This is a genomic window from Roseibium litorale (genome assembly GCF_014842915.1).
Taxonomy (GTDB): domain Bacteria; phylum Pseudomonadota; class Alphaproteobacteria; order Rhizobiales; family Stappiaceae; genus Roseibium; species Roseibium litorale.
The window spans coordinates 1-17,898 of sequence record NZ_JACYXI010000018.1 but is presented as its reverse complement, the minus strand read 5'-3'; the positions used below and the strand labels follow the sequence as shown (position 1 = coordinate 17,898).

At 58.6% G+C, this 17,898-nt stretch carries 18 protein-coding genes; 6 read left to right on the top strand and 12 right to left on the bottom strand.

Annotated elements, in window-relative coordinates; all coding sequences use genetic code 11:
• Positions 1-44: 44 nt before the first annotated feature.
• Both IG616_RS20680 and IG616_RS20675 read left to right on the top strand, forming a co-directional pair.
• Complete coding sequence (locus IG616_RS20680; protein ID WP_192150464.1) at positions 45-431, top strand: DUF2267 domain-containing protein; 387 nt, start codon at positions 45-47, stop codon at positions 429-431.
• A 45-nt stretch (positions 432-476) separates the two neighbouring features.
• Positions 477-884, top strand: coding sequence for a DUF4332 domain-containing protein (locus IG616_RS20675; protein ID WP_192150462.1), 408 nt, complete (start codon positions 477-479; stop codon positions 882-884).
• A gap of 454 nt (positions 885-1,338) precedes the next feature.
• Here IG616_RS20675 and IG616_RS22930 read toward each other — a convergent pair whose 3' ends face one another.
• Positions 1,339-2,040, bottom strand: coding sequence for a helix-turn-helix domain-containing protein (locus IG616_RS22930; protein WP_192150460.1), 702 nt, complete (start codon positions 2,038-2,040; stop codon positions 1,339-1,341).
• Between the two features lie 537 nt (positions 2,041-2,577).
• On the opposite strand from IG616_RS22930, the gene IG616_RS20665 reads away from it, so the two are divergent.
• Both IG616_RS20665 and scpA read left to right on the top strand, forming a co-directional pair.
• Complete coding sequence (locus tag IG616_RS20665; protein WP_192150458.1) at positions 2,578-4,557, top strand: methylmalonyl-CoA mutase family protein; 1,980 nt, start codon at positions 2,578-2,580, stop codon at positions 4,555-4,557.
• Positions 4,554-6,719, top strand: coding sequence for a methylmalonyl-CoA mutase (scpA, locus tag IG616_RS20660; RefSeq protein WP_192150456.1), 2,166 nt, complete (start codon positions 4,554-4,556; stop codon positions 6,717-6,719). Before IG616_RS20665 ends, scpA begins: the two co-directional genes overlap by 4 nt.
• A 90-nt stretch (positions 6,720-6,809) precedes the next feature.
• On the opposite strand, the gene IG616_RS20655 is transcribed toward scpA, so the two are convergent.
• The 4 genes from IG616_RS20655 to IG616_RS20640 all read right to left on the bottom strand — a co-directional run bounded on the left by IG616_RS20655 (position 6,810) and on the right by IG616_RS20640 (position 11,176).
• A complete protein-coding gene (locus tag IG616_RS20655; protein ID WP_192150454.1) occupies positions 6,810-8,480 on the bottom strand; it encodes an ATP-dependent nuclease in 1,671 nt (556 codons plus the stop codon).
• 89 nt (positions 8,481-8,569) lie between these two features.
• On the bottom strand, positions 8,570-9,232 hold the full coding sequence (locus tag IG616_RS20650) for a haloacid dehalogenase type II (RefSeq protein WP_192150452.1): 663 nt from the start codon (positions 9,230-9,232) through the stop codon (positions 8,570-8,572).
• 152 nt (positions 9,233-9,384) lie between these two features.
• Complete coding sequence (locus IG616_RS20645; protein ID WP_192150450.1) at positions 9,385-9,831, bottom strand: VOC family protein; 447 nt, start codon at positions 9,829-9,831, stop codon at positions 9,385-9,387.
• A gap of 79 nt (positions 9,832-9,910) precedes the next feature.
• Positions 9,911-11,176 carry a SulP family inorganic anion transporter gene (locus IG616_RS20640; protein ID WP_192150448.1) on the bottom strand — a complete coding sequence of 422 codons (1,266 nt, stop codon included), beginning with the start codon at positions 11,174-11,176 and terminating at the stop codon, positions 9,911-9,913.
• Positions 11,177-11,423: 247 nt separating this feature from the next.
• Here IG616_RS20640 and IG616_RS20635 point away from each other — a divergent pair, with 247 nt between their 5' ends.
• On the top strand, positions 11,424-12,281 hold the full coding sequence (locus tag IG616_RS20635; protein WP_192150446.1) for a branched-chain amino acid aminotransferase: 858 nt from the start codon (positions 11,424-11,426) through the stop codon (positions 12,279-12,281).
• On the opposite strand, the gene IG616_RS20630 is transcribed toward IG616_RS20635, so the two are convergent.
• The 6 genes from IG616_RS20630 to IG616_RS20605 form a co-directional block, all read right to left on the bottom strand.
• Positions 12,270-12,491, bottom strand: a complete 222-nt coding sequence (locus IG616_RS20630; protein WP_192150445.1) for a hypothetical protein — start codon at positions 12,489-12,491, stop codon at positions 12,270-12,272. The genes IG616_RS20635 and IG616_RS20630 overlap by 12 nt on opposite strands.
• A 79-nt stretch (positions 12,492-12,570) precedes the next feature.
• Entirely contained in the window at positions 12,571-13,782 is a 1,212-nt protein-coding gene (locus IG616_RS20625) for a YbfB/YjiJ family MFS transporter (RefSeq protein ID WP_209007916.1), read from the bottom strand.
• A gap of 143 nt (positions 13,783-13,925) precedes the next feature.
• Entirely contained in the window at positions 13,926-14,471 is a 546-nt protein-coding gene (locus IG616_RS20620; RefSeq protein WP_192150444.1) for a peroxiredoxin, read from the bottom strand.
• 306 nt (positions 14,472-14,777) lie between these two features.
• Positions 14,778-15,248, bottom strand: a complete 471-nt coding sequence (locus tag IG616_RS20615) for a hypothetical protein (protein WP_192150442.1) — start codon at positions 15,246-15,248, stop codon at positions 14,778-14,780.
• Positions 15,249-15,332: 84 nt separating this feature from the next.
• On the bottom strand, positions 15,333-15,995 hold the full coding sequence (locus IG616_RS20610) for a hypothetical protein (protein ID WP_192150440.1): 663 nt from the start codon (positions 15,993-15,995) through the stop codon (positions 15,333-15,335).
• 96 nt (positions 15,996-16,091) lie between these two features.
• Complete coding sequence (locus IG616_RS20605; RefSeq protein WP_192150438.1) at positions 16,092-16,772, bottom strand: thermonuclease family protein; 681 nt, start codon at positions 16,770-16,772, stop codon at positions 16,092-16,094.
• A 350-nt stretch (positions 16,773-17,122) separates the two neighbouring features.
• On the opposite strand from IG616_RS20605, the gene IG616_RS20600 reads away from it, so the two are divergent.
• On the top strand, positions 17,123-17,722 hold the full coding sequence (locus IG616_RS20600; protein WP_192150436.1) for a superoxide dismutase: 600 nt from the start codon (positions 17,123-17,125) through the stop codon (positions 17,720-17,722).
• Here the strand turns inward: IG616_RS20600 and IG616_RS22880 are convergent.
• The coding region (locus IG616_RS22880) for a hypothetical protein (RefSeq protein ID WP_209007913.1) at positions 17,704-17,898 on the bottom strand (195 nt) is incomplete at its 5' end. The genes IG616_RS20600 and IG616_RS22880 overlap by 19 nt on opposite strands.

Below are 17,898 nucleotides of genomic sequence, written 5' to 3'. Positions count from 1 at the left end.
TTTTTCCGCGTGTCCGGCTTTGTCAAAACAGCCGGGAGCCGTTTATGGAAACCCTTATTGCCGCAATCATGTCCAAGACCGGGCTCGATGAAGACACCATCCGCGAAGCGGTCACGATCATTTTGTCCTTCCTCAACAAGGAAGCTCCGGCAGACCGTATGCAGCAGGTGTTCGACGTGCTTCCGGGGGCCGCGGAACTTGTCGCCGCGCGCGGCAGCAAATCGAAGGGCGGCCTGCTGGCGGGGCTGGGAGCCATGGTTCCCGGCATGGGGGCGATGAATGCCCTGAACGAGTTGTCGGCAGCCGGGCTCGACATGACACAGATCCAGACCGTGGTGAAGACCCTTGTTGGTTTCGCCAAGGAAAAAGCAGGGGATGAGGCAGTAGATGAAGTCATTTCTTCCATCCCGGGATTGAGTCAGATCCTGTAATTGCCCCAAATGGATCTTCGTTGACCAAAGGGAAGTGAGGGAACAATGTCTTATCCGATCATTGATATTGAAGGTATCGGCCCTGTCTATGCTGCCAAGCTGGGCGAGCAGGGCATCAAGACGACCGGCGACTACCTCGATCATGCGAAAGATCCCAAGGGCCGCAGGGCTCTGGCGGAAGCCACCGGTATCGACGACTCGCGCATCCTCAAGTGGGCCAACATGGCAGACCTGATGCGGATCAAGGGCGTCGGTGAGGAATATTCCGAGCTTCTTGAGGCCGCCGGTGTCGACACCGTGAAGGAACTCAAGCACCGCAACGCCGAGAACCTCGCGGCCAAAATGGCGGAAGTGAACGAGACAAAGAAGCTGGTGCGTCAGGTGCCGAGTGAAAGCCAGGTGGCGAAGTGGGTCGAACAGGCCAAGGAACTGCCCCCGGTCCTGACTTACTGAGATTTACGCCAGTTCCGGAGTTTGAAAACATCCCGGTCTTCGGGAGAAGGCCGGGAGCAGTTTGCCGGTAACGGCATAGCCCCTTCGATCGTCTCTCGGGACAAGCTGCTGTTGCGGCGGCCGTTCCACGCGCAATCCTCTCCTGCTCCGTCCTGCCATGGCTTGACCATGGCCCCCATGCCGCAACCTTGCCCCACGGAAAAGCCGTGCTTTTGGGAGGCGAGACGGCATGGACCCCGCATCAAGTGCGGGACGACAAAGTGACCGGACTGTCCTCAAGCTCACAGCTCTGCCTTCTCCTGCCAAAGCGATGAAGCCAGAGAGCGGAGCGGCTGCCCGTTGATAGGGCAAGGCCGGTTCCAGAAACATTGGCGGAAAAATGAATGACCCCAGCCCGTTTGGACGGACTGGGGTCAAAAGGTGCGTTTGCAGAAGCTTGTCTTGAGACCAGGAATCAGACCCTGATCTGGCCGTAGCGCAGGGCTTCCACGACCGTATGGGTCTTGTTGGAAGCGTTCAGCTTCACGCTGGCGTTCTGCAGGTGAGCGTGGACGGTTCTCTGGGAGATGTCCAGCACATCCGCGATTTCACCGGCGGTCTTGCCGAAGGCTGTCAGTTCCAGAACACGGCGCTCACGGGTGGAGAGACCTCCCGGGCGCTGGCCGGAAATCGCGCCCAGATCCCTGAGGCGGGAGAACACGGCGGCGGACAGAACTTCCAGCGCCGCGAGATCCCACTTGTTGGCCTGGATGGCCGGGCCGCTTGCAAAGACGAATGCCTGGAAAGGGTGCAGTTCCGTTACAGGCACAATGATCATCTGGTTGCCTGCACTGGCCGCTGCCAGAAGCTCCGAATGCTCGGTATCGCCTTCGGAAATGGTCCAGATCTTCGCGCGGCTGGAAGCAAGACCCAGCATCAGGGCGCTATCGTTGGCGGAGAGGGAGGTCGATTCAATACCGTCATTGCGCAGATCCGGCCAGCGGAAACGCTGCACGAGGGTATCAATGGGGCGGTTGGGCATTGGCAGCCCGGTGACCAGAATATGTGTCGCCCCCATGCGCCGGAGGTTGGATTCAAGAATATCCAGCACATGGTGAGCCGCGCCAGCCTCGGACACAGCTCTCAGCTTATTCTTCAGTTCATTTTGGTCATACATTTGTGCACATCCATTATTTATGAAGGCCCGCCTCTTCGTGCGGTCTGCCTTGCTTATTTGACTGTCACCTGCGGCGGTTTTCCGCTCGTATGGGTCAGGTGGTCTGCCAGTCTGGTTTTGGGGGCGGCACTGCCCAAGAACTGCACTCCCTAGCGAATGCGTCTTATGGTCTTGTTTCCGGCCCTTACGGTTGTTCTCTCTTCATCTTGCCGACGAAAATGGCAATCTTTCCGAGAGGGTTGGTTCCCAAACGGCAGCCTGTATAAGTTACAATAGAAATCTGGATTTATCTATTGAATAGATCGGCATTTTTTGTCGATTGGCGCCAGTTTGTTGTCCAAATGCTTCCGTAGCCGTCTCATGGTCAAAAAATGCGGGGGTAGCCGGAGGCGGTACGTGCAAGTGAATAGGTTTTAATGCCTACCGCAGGTTACTGTCCCAGATGTGCGGCTTGCGGAGCTTTTGCGTCTCAGCCGTTCTGCTGAGTTGCCTTGTTTCGCCCATGCGGACTAAAAAGACTGGCAACGGGAGATTGTCATGACGCTGAACATTCCTCAGAGCTTTTTGTCCGGCACGCAGGATGCCTGGCTGGCTGGTGTGGACAAGGCCCTCAAGGGCGCGCCGCGGGACCGGTTGACGGGCAAGACCGAGGATGGGCTGCCAATCGCTCCTCTTTATGAGCGCCGCAGGGAAGCCGTCCCCCGCACGGCCCGCGCGCCAGGAGCACCCTGGCGGGTGTTGTGCCGCGTCGATCACCCGGATCTTGAAATGGCAAACGCACTTCTGCTGGAGGAGCTGGAGGGCGGTGCCGATGGTTTTGATCTGGTGATGGACAGTTCCGCCTATTCCCGTGGTTATGGGGTCACCGGCGAGGATGTTGCCGGCTTTTCCCGTCTTCTGGATGGTGTTCTGCTGGATCTGCTGCAGATCCGCATCGATGGCGGCTACGAAAGCTCGTCCGTTCTGGCGATGCTGCTCGTCCTTGCCGAACGGCGTGGCATCGATCCGGCCTCGCTCAATATCGTCTCCTGCAGTGACTATATAACCAAGCTCGGGCACACGGCTCTCTTGCGCAATTCCGTGCCTTATCTTGCGCGCCGGATCGTTGACCTGGCCGCCTTTGTCCGGGGCAAGGGCGTCAGCGGTCCGATCTTGTGTGCCGATGGCCGCCTGTGGCATGACCGGGGGGCAACGCCCGTTCAGGAACTGGCTTTTGCCCTGTCCTGCGGTGTTCAGTACCTGCGCGATGTGGAAACGGGCGGCTTCAGCCTAGAGGATCTGCCTGGCTTCATCAGTTTTGCGCTTTCAGCAGATGCGGATCAGGTTGGCACCATCGCGAAGGCCCGTGCCTTGCGCCGCCTTTGGGCTTCGGTTCTCTCCCAGTCCGGCATGCCCGTCAGCTGTGCGCATCTTCATATGGAAACGTCCTGGCGGATGATGACGAAGCCGGACGCGCATGTGAACATGCTCCGCTCGACGGTGGCGTGTTTTGCCGCTGGCGTCGGCGGTGCGGACAGCATCTCGGTTCTGCCCTTCAGCATCGCCCACGGATTGCCTGATGCCTTTGCCCGGCGGGTGGCCCGCAACACCCAGACCATTCTTCTGGAAGAGTGCAATCTGCACAAGGTTGCCGATCCAGCTGCCGGGTCCGGCGCGGTTGAGGCACGTACAGATGCCATGGTGGCCGCAGCCTGGGATCTGTTCCAGGAGATCGAATCGGAAGGCGGTATCGTTGAAAGCCTGGTTCAGGGCAAGGTGCAGGCGCGGCTGCTTGAGAGCTGCAAGGCACGCAAAGCCCGTGTTGCCACCCGCCGGCAGGAGATCACCGGTGTGAGCGCCTTCCCGAACCTGTCTGAACGATCCTTGCGCGTTCTGGATGGGGCTGCCGATACGGTCAGCACCGGAACCGGAGTATCGGAACTGCCGGAGCCGGGGAATGCGGGCGAATTGATGAGCGCGATTTCCGATCGCCTCGAGGCGGGCGCATCGATTGCCGACATCGTCCTGTCGCGCCGCTGGCGGGACATGGTTGAGCTGAAAACGCCGCTGCCCAGGCCGGAGCGGGTATCTGAGCCTTTCGAGATTCTGCGGGACCGGGCCGAGGCCTCGTGCGTACCAGCGGTCTTCCTGGCTTGCCTCGGACCCTTGTCGCAATTCACCGCGCGCGCAACCTGGACCGCCAATGCCTTCGCCGCAGGCGGGATCGGCAGTGCAGGCGGCGCGCAGGTCACGGGGCTGGATGAGCTTGTGGACGCTTTCAAGGCCTCCGGCTGCACGGTTGCCTGCCTTGTGTCTTCTGACACAATCTATGTGGAACAGGCCGAAGAGGCCGCACGGCGGCTCAAAGAGGCTGGTGCGCAGTATCTTTATCTCGCAGGCAAGCCAAAGGAGCAGGAGGCGGCGCTGACCGCCGCAGGCATTGACACGATGATCTATGCGGGGTGCAATCTTCTGGAGCTGTTGAGCGAGGCGCAGGCCCGGCTTGGGGTTGGCGCAGGTCAGGAGGCATCGGAATGAGCAGGATCCCGGATTTTTCCAAGACCGCCTTCAAGGATGCGCTTCCGGCCGCTGAAGCCGTCCGTTCTGAGTCATGGGAGACCCCGGAGGGCATCGCGGTGCCGCCGGTGTTCTCCTCAGGAAATCTCGAAGGTCTCACCCATCTGGACACCTGGCCCGGCCTGCCGCCGTTCCTGCGCGGTCCTTACCCCACCATGTATGTCCAGCAGCCCTGGACGATCCGGCAATATGCCGGCTTCTCGACAGCTGAGGACTCCAACGCCTTCTACCGGCGCAATCTGGCGGCTGGCCAGAAGGGCCTCTCGGTCGCCTTCGACCTTGCCACTCACCGGGGCTACGACAGCGACCATCCGCGTGTTTCCGGCGACGTCGGCATGGCGGGTGTCGCCATCGACTCGATCTATGACATGCGCACGCTCTTCTCCGGCATTCCGCTGGACAAGATGAGCGTGTCCATGACCATGAACGGCGCGGTGCTCCCCGTTCTGGCGCTTTATATCGTGGCGGCGGAAGAGCAGGGCGTTTCCCAGGAGCTTCTCGCGGGAACCATTCAGAACGACATTTTGAAGGAGTTCATGGTCCGCAACACCTATATCTATCCGCCTGCCCCCTCCATGCGGATCATCTCTGACATCTTTGCCTATACCTCGGCCAACATGCCGAAGTTCAACTCGATCTCCATTTCCGGCTATCACATGCAGGAAGCAGGGGCGACGGCGGACCTGGAGCTGGCCTACACCATCGCCGACGGCATCGAATATGCGAGAGCTGGTGTGGCCGCTGGCATGGACATCGACGCCTTTGCTCCAAGATTGTCTTTCTTCTGGGCCATCGGCATGAACTTCTTCATGGAAGTGGCCAAGCTGCGCGCCGCCCGGCTGATCTGGGCAACCTTGATGGAAGAGAACTTCGCGCCGAAGAACGCCAAGTCCCTGTCGCTCAGAACCCACTCGCAGACCTCCGGCTGGTCCCTGACCGCGCAGGATGTCTTCAACAACGTCATCCGCACCTGTGTGGAGGCCATGGCGGCAACACAGGGCCACACCCAGTCGCTGCACACCAATGCGCTGGACGAGGCGCTCGCCCTGCCGACGGATTTCTCCGCCCGCATCGCCCGCAACACCCAGCTGTTCCTGCAGCAGGAAAGCGGCACCACGTCGCCGATCGATCTGTGGGGCGGGTCTTTCTATGTGGAGAAGCTGACGGCGGATCTCGCTGAAAAGGCGCTGGCCCATATCCGTGAAGTCGAAGAGCTGGGCGGCATGGCCAAGGCCATCGAGAAGGGCATTCCGAAGCTCCGCATCGAGGAAGCTGCCGCCAAGACCCAGGCCCGCATCGACAGCGGCGCCCAGACGGTGGTCGGCGTCAACAAGTTCAAGCCGGACTTTGAAGAGCCGATCGAGGTTCTGAAGGTGGACAACGCGGAAGTCCGTGCCCGCCAGATCGAAAAGCTGCAGCGCCTGAAGGCTGAGCGCAACGAGGCAGACACCCAGGCAGCCCTCGACGCGCTCACCAAGTGCGCTCAAACCGGCGAAGGCAACCTTCTGGACCTTGCGGTCAAGGCCGCGCGCGCCATGGCCACCGTGGGCGAGATTTCCATGGCCATGGAAAAGGTCTTCGGCCGCCACAAGGCCGAGATTAAGTCCATTTCCGGCGTATATAAGCGGGAGGCGGGAGCCATGTCCGGAACCATGGAAAAGGTGCAAAAGCTGGTTGAGGCTTTCGAGGACAACGATGGCCGCCGTCCGCGCATTCTGGTCGCCAAGATGGGCCAGGACGGCCACGACCGCGGCCAGAAGGTCATCGCATCCGCCTTTGCCGATCTCGGTTTCGACGTGGACATCGGGCCTCTTTTCCAGACCCCGGAGGAAGCTGCCCGCCAGGCGGTGGAGAACGACGTCCATGTGGTCGGCGTGTCGTCTCTGGCTGCAGGCCATCTGACGCTTGTACCCGCCCTGAAAGCGGCTCTGGAGGCAGAAGGGCGCGGGGACATCATGATCGTCGTCGGCGGCGTCGTCCCGCCGCAGGATTATGACGCCCTCTACGTCGCCGGCGCCTCGGCCATCTTCCCGCCCGGCACGGTGATTGCGGAAGCCGCGGTTGATCTCATCGGCAAGCTCAACAAGGCGCTGGGCTATGCGCCGGCGCAGGCGGCGGAATAAACAATGTGGCACTCAGTATGGAAAAATCTTCAATAATTTCGGTGGTCGCTGCAACCGTGACAATTGTGCACTCACCAAATCTGAGGAAGGCTATGCTGGAATACCTTTGCGTTTGCTGTCTTTCATCCACGCTGATACCTTTCCAATGAAATCCCAAACGTCACCTTCGGTTGGTTGAATATATCCGTCGGATGATGGATCGCTTCCCATCTTTTCGAAGATTGAACGAAGCCAGCTGTTCTTGCTGCGATCAACATTGAGGTCCGATAGCCAATGCTCAACTTCGCCGTGAGGTACCACGAACAATCCATAGCTGGCCAAATCGTTAATGAGATTCTCAGTTATTTCACGCTGTTCGCTCGAAAGTAAATCAATTCCACCGTCCATCTTGAAATCTTTACCCGTAGCTTCCAGCGCTACAAGAACGTTTTTCCGTCTGTCCGCATAGCTTTGGTGTTCAAGCTTAGGAATATTAGAAGCAGTCAATTGTGCAGCCCAGACTTTTCCGCCTTCTTTGACGATATCTATGTCAACTATACCAGCAGCAGGAATGCCTAATTTTCGAAGCGGTTCTAAGATTTTTGGAATTGTCTGTTTATTATCCGCATTTAGAAACAAAGTGCGAGGAGCACCGCGCTCATCCCCAATCGCCAGCAGCCTTTCATTGACTTCCTGATAAAATGCCCGATCCGCGTTTGCCTCGCCTACGATAACAGAATCATAGAATAACCCCTCCATTACTCCGACGGATCTAAGTAATGGATCATTCATAAGACTTATAAGTTGACTTCCGGAGAGAAGTCTAGCTGTTCCTATGCCGTTTTGGTGCGTTAAACGAATGATGTTTACTTCTGCTCCAGATGAGAAGGCTCCCATTAAGAACTGTGCGCTATGTGTCGATACGAAAATGTGTTTTCTCTCCTCTATTGCACCTTTTGCGAGTTCCTTTCCAAGTTTGAAGGCAAGGTTCGGGTGTAAAAAGGCTTCTGGTTCATCAATTGTGATAACCTTTGGTTGTCCCACATGTAATTGAGTAAGTATTCCTGTGAAAGCTTTTATGCCATCGCTGACAGCGTTTGCGCCGAAAGCTGTTCGCATATAATCAAGAGTTTTATCTTCTAAAGAACGTTCATTTGGAGGTCTTTCCTCTCCGAATCTCACGCTTATTTTGCTTCCTTCTGAGATATCTAAGCAGAAATAGAGTCCAGTAGCTTCGAAAACGAGTTTACGAAGCGTCTCTCGTCTCTCATCTGAGACTAGTAATCTTGAGAAAATTCCGGATGGGTTCTTTAAGTCTCCTCGTTCCTGGCTATTCAAGAGGTTTATTCTCGAAGGGCCGTCAAGAGATAATATATAGTGCTTGGCGTAAAAGTTGACAAAGTGGTGCCTGAAATTCTGCTCGATATTGTTCGGATTAATCAAGGAGGCTGTAAATATATTCTTGTTAACAATGATTCTATTACTGTCGAATTGAACGAATGCTTGGTCGTGATTTAGGCCTTCTCCGGGTTTAGCTGGAACTAGGTGGGAGGTTAGTATGTTTTGTGAGAACTCTTTAGTGTAGCTTTGGAATTCGATTTCTGATATTACTTTCCCGGCCGGATTGCTTCCGTTTTTAAATATATCGTTTATTTCTCTTAAAGATTGACTTTTCCCGGAGTTGTTCGGGCCAACAAATATTGTAATAGAGGGTCGCATCTGAATTTTCAGTTTTGGCTGATTAATTGATGAACCGAACTTAAATAGAATTGACGAAATCATAGTTATGACCTCTAGGGGGGGCGGTGTCGTTGCGAACTTCTATTAATAAAAGTAAATAAATTAAATTTTGTTATTTATGCTCCCTGGTATCACCCCAGCGCCTGCAAGCCATTCAGGTCGTTCAGGACCGCGCTGGGTGCCAGGTCCGGATATTCGTCCGGCTGGCTGGTCCGGTTCATCCAGACGGTGCGGAAGCCGAAGGCGGTGGCGCCTGCGATATCCCAGCGGTTCGAGGATTGGAACGACACGGCTTCCGGATAGATCCGGAAATGGGTCGTGACCATGTCATAGACTTCCGGCGCGGTCTTGTAGGTTCTGAGCTCATGGACCGAGAAGATTTCGTCCAGCAGCTCGGTAATCGCCGCCGCCTTTGCGGCCGCTTCCAGCATGGCGGGAGAGCCGTTGGAGAGGATGGCCAGCCGTGCCCCTTCCTGTTTCAGGCGGGTCAGAACCTCCGGCACTTCCGGATAGCAATCCAGCGACCAATAGGCATTGAGCAGGTCCTGGCGCAGGCTTTTGTCGGCGGAAGGGTAGAGCGCGAAAGCAGTGTCCAGCGCCTGCTCCGTCAGCTCCCAGAAGTCCTGATAGCGGCCCATAAGCGCGCGGACCCAGGAATATTCCAGCTGCTTCTGCCGCCAGACGAAGGAGAAGGTCTGTGCATCCGGGCCCATTTTCTCCGCGTGTTTGCGCACCGCCGCATGCACATCGAACAAGGTGCCATAGGCGTCAAACACATAGGCGGCATAAGCCATTTTGGGATCTCCGGACCGTGCAATTCAGACTGCGGCAGAAGACAGTGTTCCCTGGCACCCGTCAAGCCGGGCAGGCCGGTTAGCTGGCGTATTTCGTCTCAGTCTCCGGGCAAAACGCTGAGAAACTTGTCCGGGCGCCGGAACCGCTTCGGTCAGCCCGCTTCCGGATCTGCCGGGGGCAGTGTGATGCTGCCGTCAGCAGAAAGCGGCCAGAAGGGATTATACGCGATTTCAAGAAGATGGCCGCCGGGAATGGAAACATAGCCGGAATAGCCGCCCCAGAAGACCTTTTCCGGCCGCACCACCACCTCGGCTCCCGCAGTGAGCGCTTCGGCATAGGCCGTGTCGACCTCCTCTTCGCTGCGCGCGTTCCAGGCGATGGTCATGCCGCCGAGTGTCTCCGCCGGAAGGTCCCGGCCAAGGTCTTTGGCGAGATGAGCCCGGCTGTAGAGGGCCAGTGCGGAGCCGGTCAGCTGATAGAAGGCGATATGCTCATTGCCGCCGGGAGCCTGTGTCCAGCCAAGCCCGTCTTCAAAGAAGCGCCGGGTGGCCTCAAGATCATCCACCGCAAGGGTGATCAGGCTGATACGCTGTTCCATCGGGCGGCTCTATCCGGGTTGATTGTTGAATGGAACAAAATAGGAACATGCCCGCAAAGTCAACCCATGAGACAGCGGATCACCGGTCCGGCGGCGTCCAGTCGCTGTCCAGCTTCTTGCGTTCCCTCAGGCGCAGGGCAAGGCCAACCGCAACGCCGGTGCCGATGGCGATTGTCAGGTCCAGAAGCACGGTGAGGGTCAGGGTCAAGAGCAGCAGCATGACATCGGAGCGCTTGCCATGCATGTGCTCCTTCCATTTATGCGGCTCGCTCATGTTCCAGGCGGTCAGCATCAGCAGGGCGGCAAGGGCGGGCATGGCAAGATAGCCGGCCAGAGGCGCTGCCAGCATCATCACCAGCAGGATGACAAGAGCATGAATCATGCCTGCGACCGGTGTGCGGCCGCCCGCGCGGATGTTGGTGGCGGTGCGGGCAATGGCGCCGGTGGCGGGCAGCCCGCCGAAAAGAGAAGAAGCAATATTGGCCGCCCCTTGGGCGGTCAGTTCCGCATTGGGGCGGTGGTTGCCCTCGATCATCCGGTCGGCCACCATGGCCGAAAGCAGGGACTCCACACCAGCGAGGAACGCGATTATGACAGCCGAGGGAAACAGCTCGATCACCCGGTCGCGGCTGATGTCCGGCAGATGCGGCACCGGCAGGTGATCGGGCAGGGCGCCGAAGCGGGAGCCGAGGGTGTCCACCGGCAGGTTCAACGCCCAGACGGCCAGGGAACCTGCGGCCACGGCAACGATCAGCCCGGGAAAGCGCGGCGCTATACGCCGCAACACGACAATCAGCACGAGGGTCGCCAGGGCAATCAGGACCGCAGGCAAATTGAGCGTGTCCCGGATTTCCCACAGCGCCTTCAGCTTCTCGATGAAGTCCGCGGGGATGCCCGTGCCCGTCAGACCCATGAAATCCTTGAGCTGGCTTGTGCCGATGATGACCGCGATGCCGATGGTGAAGCCGTGCACCACGGCCTCCGGGATATGTGCAATGAGATTGCCGGCCCGGAAATAGCCGCCGATGAGCAGGATAATGCCCGCCATCAGGGTCGCCAGAACCAGGCCGTCATAACCGTGCTCGGCGATCACACCATAAACCACCACGATGAAGGCACCGGTCGGGCCTCCGACCTGTACGGAACTGCCGCCAAGAGCCGAGATCAGAAACCCGGCGACAATCGCCGTAACCAGGCCCGTGGCGGGGTCCGCGCCGGAGGCAATCGCGATGGCTAGGCTGAGAGGGATGGCCACCATGGCGACGGTGACGCCAGCAGACAGATCCGCCAGGAAATCCTGACGGGAATAGCTCTTGAGCGCAGAAACGAGCATCGGTTGACGCATGGAATCGGGTCCGGATGGAGAGGGTGGGGTCCAGAAAAGGAACCCCTATCAAAACCGATGGCTGATCTGGCTGCAAGCCGTAGTTTTCCGCATGGGGTACGGTTTTGAAACATGAGTTCCGAAAGAGCCCTGTCAGAGGAACAGGCTATGCAATTTGAGGCATCAAGGGAAAGGAGTGTTGACGGGGGGCAGGGAAGGGAGTTCTTTCGCCTCTCCTAAACCATGCAATCTGGAAGCGAGACGGACTATGAGCGGCTGGAGCGAAACCTGGACCTGGATCGACGGAACCTGGCATGAGGGGAACCCGCCCATGATGGGGCCACGCACCCATGCCGCCTGGCTCGGTTCAAGTGTGTTTGACGGTGCCCGGGTGTTCAGCGGCGTGATGCCGGACATCGATCTGCACTGCCAGCGGGTGAATGACAGCGCGCTTGCTCTCAATTTGAAGCCGACCATGAAGGTTGGCGAGATGATCGAGCTGACGCAGGAAGGCGCCGCCAAGTTCTCGCCGGACAAGCAGCTTTATGTGAAGCCGATGTATTGGGCCGAAAGCGACGGACCGGGCGTGATTGCGGGCGATCCGGAGAGCACGCGCTTCTGCATGTGCCTGTTCGATGCGCCGATGGCGGCGGACGGGGCGGCAAACTCCATCACCCTGTCGTCTTTCCGCAGGCCCACGCTGGACTGCATGCCGGTCAATGCCAAGGCGGGCTGCCTTTATCCGAACAACGCGCGGGCCGCGCTGGAAGCCAAGTCAAAGGGCTTCGACAATGCCATCGTGCTGGACATGCTGGGCAATGTGGCCGAGCTGACCTCCGCCAATGTCTTCATGGTCAAGGATGGCGAGGTTCATACCCCGGTTCCCAATGGCACGTTCCTGAACGGGATCACCCGTCAGCGCGTCATTCACCTGCTGCGCGGCGCTGGCGTCACCGTTCACGAGCGCACGCTGCGCTATGCGGATTTCCAGGAGGCGGACGAGATTTTCTCGACAGGCAACTACAACAAGGTTGTTCCGGTCAACCGGATCGATGACCGCCAGCTGCAACCGGGGCCGGTCGCGGCCCGCGCGCGCCAGCTCTACTTCGAGTTCTCAAAGGCGTAAATTGCCGTCGAGACGGGATGTGATCTGCTTCAGGATCCGGGCGGCCTCTTGCGAGTGGCTTTCCCGGATCAGCTGGTCCAGCGCGTCGACAAGATCTGCCTTACCTTCAGCGATAAGCTCCAGCCGGAGGCTTTCCCAATTGGTTGCCTTCTGCTCCCCTTCCGGGGATCCCGGTCCCGCTTGCGCGGGGCTATTGCCGCTCTGTGCCATCGGGCAGTCCTTCCCGTTCCAATCTTAATCCGGGCCTAAACACGCGGTAACCCGCGATCAGCAGCCTTGGGCCTTTTGGTCAGGCAGCCTTGCCAGCGCCACTGCCCGGTGCCGTCAGCGCGGCAGCAAGCAGAAGAGCCGCGGCGGCTGCCAGCGACGCGCTGGTGAAGCCGCCCGAGACCTGATGCAGATAGCCTGCCAGCCAGGGGCCCAGCGACTGGCCGAGGCCAAAACTCGCGGTCATCACTGCAAGGATCCGTCTTTGATCGCCCCGCGTCAAGCGCCGGGCCTCCATCAGCCCCATGGCGGTGATGCCCATGAAGGTGGCTCCAAGCAGGGCCGCAGCCAGAAGAATGCCCAGGGACGAGGAGCTGAGAACGCTCAGGGCCACGCCGCCTGCCTCCAGAAGGCAGGCAAGGGCAATGGACCGCCTGCCGCCAAGGCGGAGCGCGATCTTGTTCCAGATGAAGATGGAGGGCGCCGCTGTCAGACCCACCACCAGCCATGAGGCCGCTTCAAGACCGGCAAGCTCCGGGGCCTCCCGGATGATCACGGCAATGAAGGTGGCGGTGATGACATAGCCGAAGCCGAACAGGCCATAGGCCAGAATAAGCCGGATGAGAGCAGGGGGCATACCGGCCGGCCCACTGGAAGGGGCGCTGGAAGCGGCAGGTGCCGTTGTCTTCCCTGGTTCGCCGGGGATCAGAAGGGCGGCCGCTAGCGCCGCGATCAGGGTGGCCAGGCCGCTGGCATTCCAAAGATCTGCCCAGCTCGCGCCGGAGCGGTTGAGAACCGCCACCAGAACCGCCGAAAAGGCGATGCCTGCGCCAACGCCGGAAAAATAGAGAGCTGACAGCCCCGGACGGCCCAGATGCGCCAGCCGGTCGAGCACCAGCGCGGAGGCAAAGACCAGGGCAAAGGCACTGGCGAGACCGGACACAAACCGCAGCAGACTGAACAGCCAAAGATCCCAGGGCGCAGCGGCGGGCGCATAATCAGGAAAGCTCATCGCCATGGAGGTGAGGCCGCTGATTGCGAGCGCGCCCAGAAGCCAGGCCCTGCGGCTTCCCCTCAAGCCTCCCATGGAAGCGGCAAGCGCGCCCAGCAGATAGCCTATGAAATTCGCGGTGGCGATCTGTCCTGCCTGGGCGGGCGACAGGCCGGTGCCTTCGACCATGAAGGGCAGGATGGGCGTATAGACGAACCGTCCAACGCCCATGGCGGCAGCCAGGGCAATCAGGCCGCCTGAAGCGAGACGAAGGGCGATGAAACGGGAAGTCGGGGAAGACATGGGCGGCGTCTGCGCATGCGGATCAAGGTCGGGGCTTGAAGTCGTCGCATGGCGGCTGCCTTGTGGCAAGCGGAGATCTTCATCCCTTCGCCGCATAAGAGCCTGCCCGGCCGGAGCCGGACAGGTGATCCTTATGCTGGCCTTTACGCTGCAGCGGAATCCTTGTCAGCGCGCAGAGCTTCCAGGATGTTCTGCGGCGAAGAAGCGCCGTAGGGGTCGGTCTCGCAGTTGTCGGAGAAGCCTTCCTCAACGAACATCTTTTCGATTGCGCCGTTGTTGATCACGGCAGCATAGCGCCAGGAGCGTAGGCCGAAGCCCAGATTGTCCTTGCGGACCAGCATGCCCATCTTGCGGGTGAATTCGCCCGATCCGTCCGGGATCAGCTTGATCTTGTCGATGCCCTGAGCCTTGCCCCAGGCGTTCATCACAAAGGCGTCGTTGACGGAGATGCAGTAGATCTCGTCGATGCCTTCGGCCTTGAACTCCTCATACAGCTTTTCGAAATCCGGCAGCTGATAGGTTGAGCAGGTTGGGGTGAAGGCGCCCGGCAGGGAGAACAGGATGACGCGCTTGCCGGAGAAATAGTCTGAGGAGGTCTTGTCTTCCCAGCGGAACGGGTTCGGGCCTTCGATGCTGTCATCGCGGACGCGGGTGCGGAAGGTCACGTCGGGAACGTTTCTTGCGATCATCAGTTTACTCCGGGTTTGGGCTGCCGGTTTTCCGGGGAGGAGGGAAAGCGGCGCCGGTTTGAAATTCCAGATGCTGTGGCGGACGACCCTGAAGCCGGAAACGGGAGGTCTTCCGGCTGGATCGCGAGGCATACCGCAGGGCGGCAATGGTGCGCCGCAAAATAGGGAGAGCACCCGGTGTCTGTCAATTCGGCCCGGGAACTTTCGCGTGGAGCGTTTCCATGTCACCGGGCACCTGTCTTGAAACGCCAAAGGCCCTGCAGCGGGTGTCCGCGGCAGGGCCTTTTGGAAGGCAGTGGTTTGTGGTCAGCGGGCCGCTGTACTGGCCGGAGTTACCGCGGCCTCAACCCGTTTTGCCTTGCGGAGGCTTGTGCTCTTCATGGCTTCCAGCTGAGCCGGAGGGATCGCGGAACTCCGCTGCTTGTGCTTCTGGTCGCACATCTTCAAGCTCTTGGTGTAGCAGTCATTCGGATAGCCCGAGGTCTTCTCGTTACACCAGCCGATCCAATTGTTGTAGCACTCACCAAGGCTGTTCCCCATGCCCGGTCCGGCGGACGCCGGAAGGGTGGTGGCACCGAACAGCATGGCTCCGGCTGTCAGGGCAAAGGCTGCGGATCTGGTCAGGCTTTTCAAGGTCTTGGTCATTGTCTTCTCCCAAGTGTTGGTGGGGCGGGAGCCCCGGTGCGCGGGTCCGCCGCGCTGAGAGAAGTGATAGGCGATGACGGGGCTGGACAGTGTGACGCGGGTCACGGAATGGCTGAAGCTGCCGCCTCGCATTCAGCTTTAACCCCGGGGTGCGCCACCGTGTACTCCTGACACTTGATAGCTTGGCCCGCAAGAAGCCTCAGCTTATGATTGTTTCTATTGTGTTGCAGTCGATTTGGTTATGGATCTAAGCGAGCTAAGTACCGAGCATTTTTCATGGTATTTGTTCGCATCGAGAAGAGACTGGCTGAAGCTATATTTTTTGCTTCTTTTCTTGAGTATTGTTTTGAGTTCGTTTTCTCGATCAGTTTGGATTTGATTGGCCAAAAGTGTGCTTAGTTGACCTCTCATAATATCTTCGTTGTATGAATTATTTAGCCCAAGTGCCAGTGTACTTACCAGATTCATTTCTGATGAAACAGCGGAAGCAAAAGTTCCAACAGCACTTGCTGCTCCTGCCAGGTTCTTCAATGTAAATTTCCTGGAGGTTACTCGCACGTAGAGATCATCAACGAAGGCGTTGCACAGATCGTCCGATCGCTTGATCAGAATGTCTTGAATGAAATCGCGAGTATGTCCGGTCGAGTCGCTTCTTACTAGCTCAAGAACGCTGGTGTTTATGATGGGAACTTCCCCGGTATTCGAGACGGAAGCCAGATGTGGATTGGGTGCTTTCTGAGGATCCGCGTGATCGGCGAAATTGTAAACAAAAAGAGGTTCAGGCTTCAGATAGTCATCACGCGTAAATGCCCCCGTCATCTGCTGGCAGCCTGCTGCAACGAATGCGAACAATATTCCTATTGCGACATTAATTCTCATTAATGGCCCCCCAATATGAGAAATTAAAGAATCGTTAACTAATATCAATGCACCTCTTGATTGTCTATACGGGCATGCGCACTTCAATGGTTTGCTTCAGCCCGGAGCCCTCCATCCGGCAGCAATCGCTTCGTCTTCCGAGCAGAACCAGCGCTCGCCCCGGGACGGGTCGATCCGGGTGCGCCCGTAGCTGGGGGACCAGGGCGTATGATAGATCTTGCCGTTGCTGGAGATGTTGCCCTTGATCGGACAGTCCCGTGGCGCGGCCTGATTGTTCGCCTGGCTGGCCACCTGCCATTTGCGGGCGCGAAACTCCCAGGGGGCCTGGACAGTTCCGGCGAAGACACCTGCATGGTCCTTACGCGCCAGCTCCTCCTCTTTCACATAGGCGAGCGAATATTTGCGGAAGGCGAAGGCATGGCCGAGCCGCACCATCTGGGCGTTGATGTCACGGCCATTGGCGTAGCAGGTGGCAAGCCTGCGGCCATAGCCATCCAGCTCCGTCCCTTTGCATTCCAGCGGTCCGGCAGCGGCCAGTTTTTCCAGCGCGGCCTTGGCGTCTTTTCCGCAGCGCGTTTCCCGGCCCCTGGCCGAACGGCAGGTCTGGGCTATTTCCGGCGCATCGATCCCGTTCAGCCGGATTGTCTCGCCATCAAGCACCAGCGTGTCGCCATCGACAACGCGCAGGGAAGGGGCTGCCTGTGCCATGGCAAGGAAGGCTATTTCCGCCAGACCAAGAAGAACCGCTGCCCGGAGCGGTTTAAACCGCTGGATCATGCCCAAAATCCTCAAGTCGAATCAGATGATCGAGACCCTTAAGCCTGAGGCCTCCAGTCCTAACGCTTCAACTCTTCCGGGCCGGGAACCTTGAATCCGGGCGAGTTGTCTGTGGAAGGACGCGGCAGGGGAGGGGATGTGACGGGACTTCAAACACCGCGGATATATAAAAAAACAAAAATATTTTTTTATTTCGCCTGAGGGACATTGCCCCGTCACGCAGACAGCCCTAAATTGCCTTTCGACGCGGCGGCTCGGTAGATACCCGGATGGACGGGAACGGGCTGGCGCAGGTCCAGAAGATCCTCAGGCGACGCCTTGAGGGTCCCCGGAATCATAAGGAGAGTACAATGTCCTTCGAACTTCCCGCACTGCCATATGCCTATGACGCTCTCGGCCCTTACATGTCGGCTGAGACCCTCGAGTTCCACCACGACAAGCACCATCAGGCTTATGTCACCAACGGCAACAACCTGCTGAAGGACAGCGGTCTGGAAGGCAAGTCGCTGGAAGAGATCGTCAAGGAAAGCTTCGGCAAGAACGCTGGCCTCTTCAACAACGCAGCCCAGCACTATAACCACGTTCACTTCTGGAAGTGGATGAAGAAGGATGGCGGCGGCAAGTCCCTGCCGGGCGTTCTCGCTTCCAAGTTCGACAGCGATCTGGGCGGCTACGACAAGTTCCGCGCTGATTTCCTGGCAGCTGGCGCAACGCAGTTCGGCTCCGGCTGGGCCTGGGTTGCTGTCAAGGACGGCAAGCTGGAAATCATGAAGACCCCGAACGGCGAAAACCCGCTGGTCCATGGCGCAACCCCGATCCTGGGCTGCGACGTGTGGGAACATTCCTACTACATCGATTACCGCAACGCCCGTCCGAAGTACCTCGAGGCCTTCGTCGACAACCTGATCAACTGGGACTACGTCCTGGAGCTCTACGAAGCCGCTGTCTGATAACGCATCCCGCGGCGTTTAAGAAAAAGGCCCCGGACCGGATGGTTCGGGGCCTTCAGACTGCTGACAAACCCGTAGCATTTGCTTGTGGTTTTTGATTCAGTGTCTTTATGTTGAAGAAGCCCGGCCCCGCCCAGACAGCGCTCGAGATTGTGACGCTCGATCAGCTTGTTCCC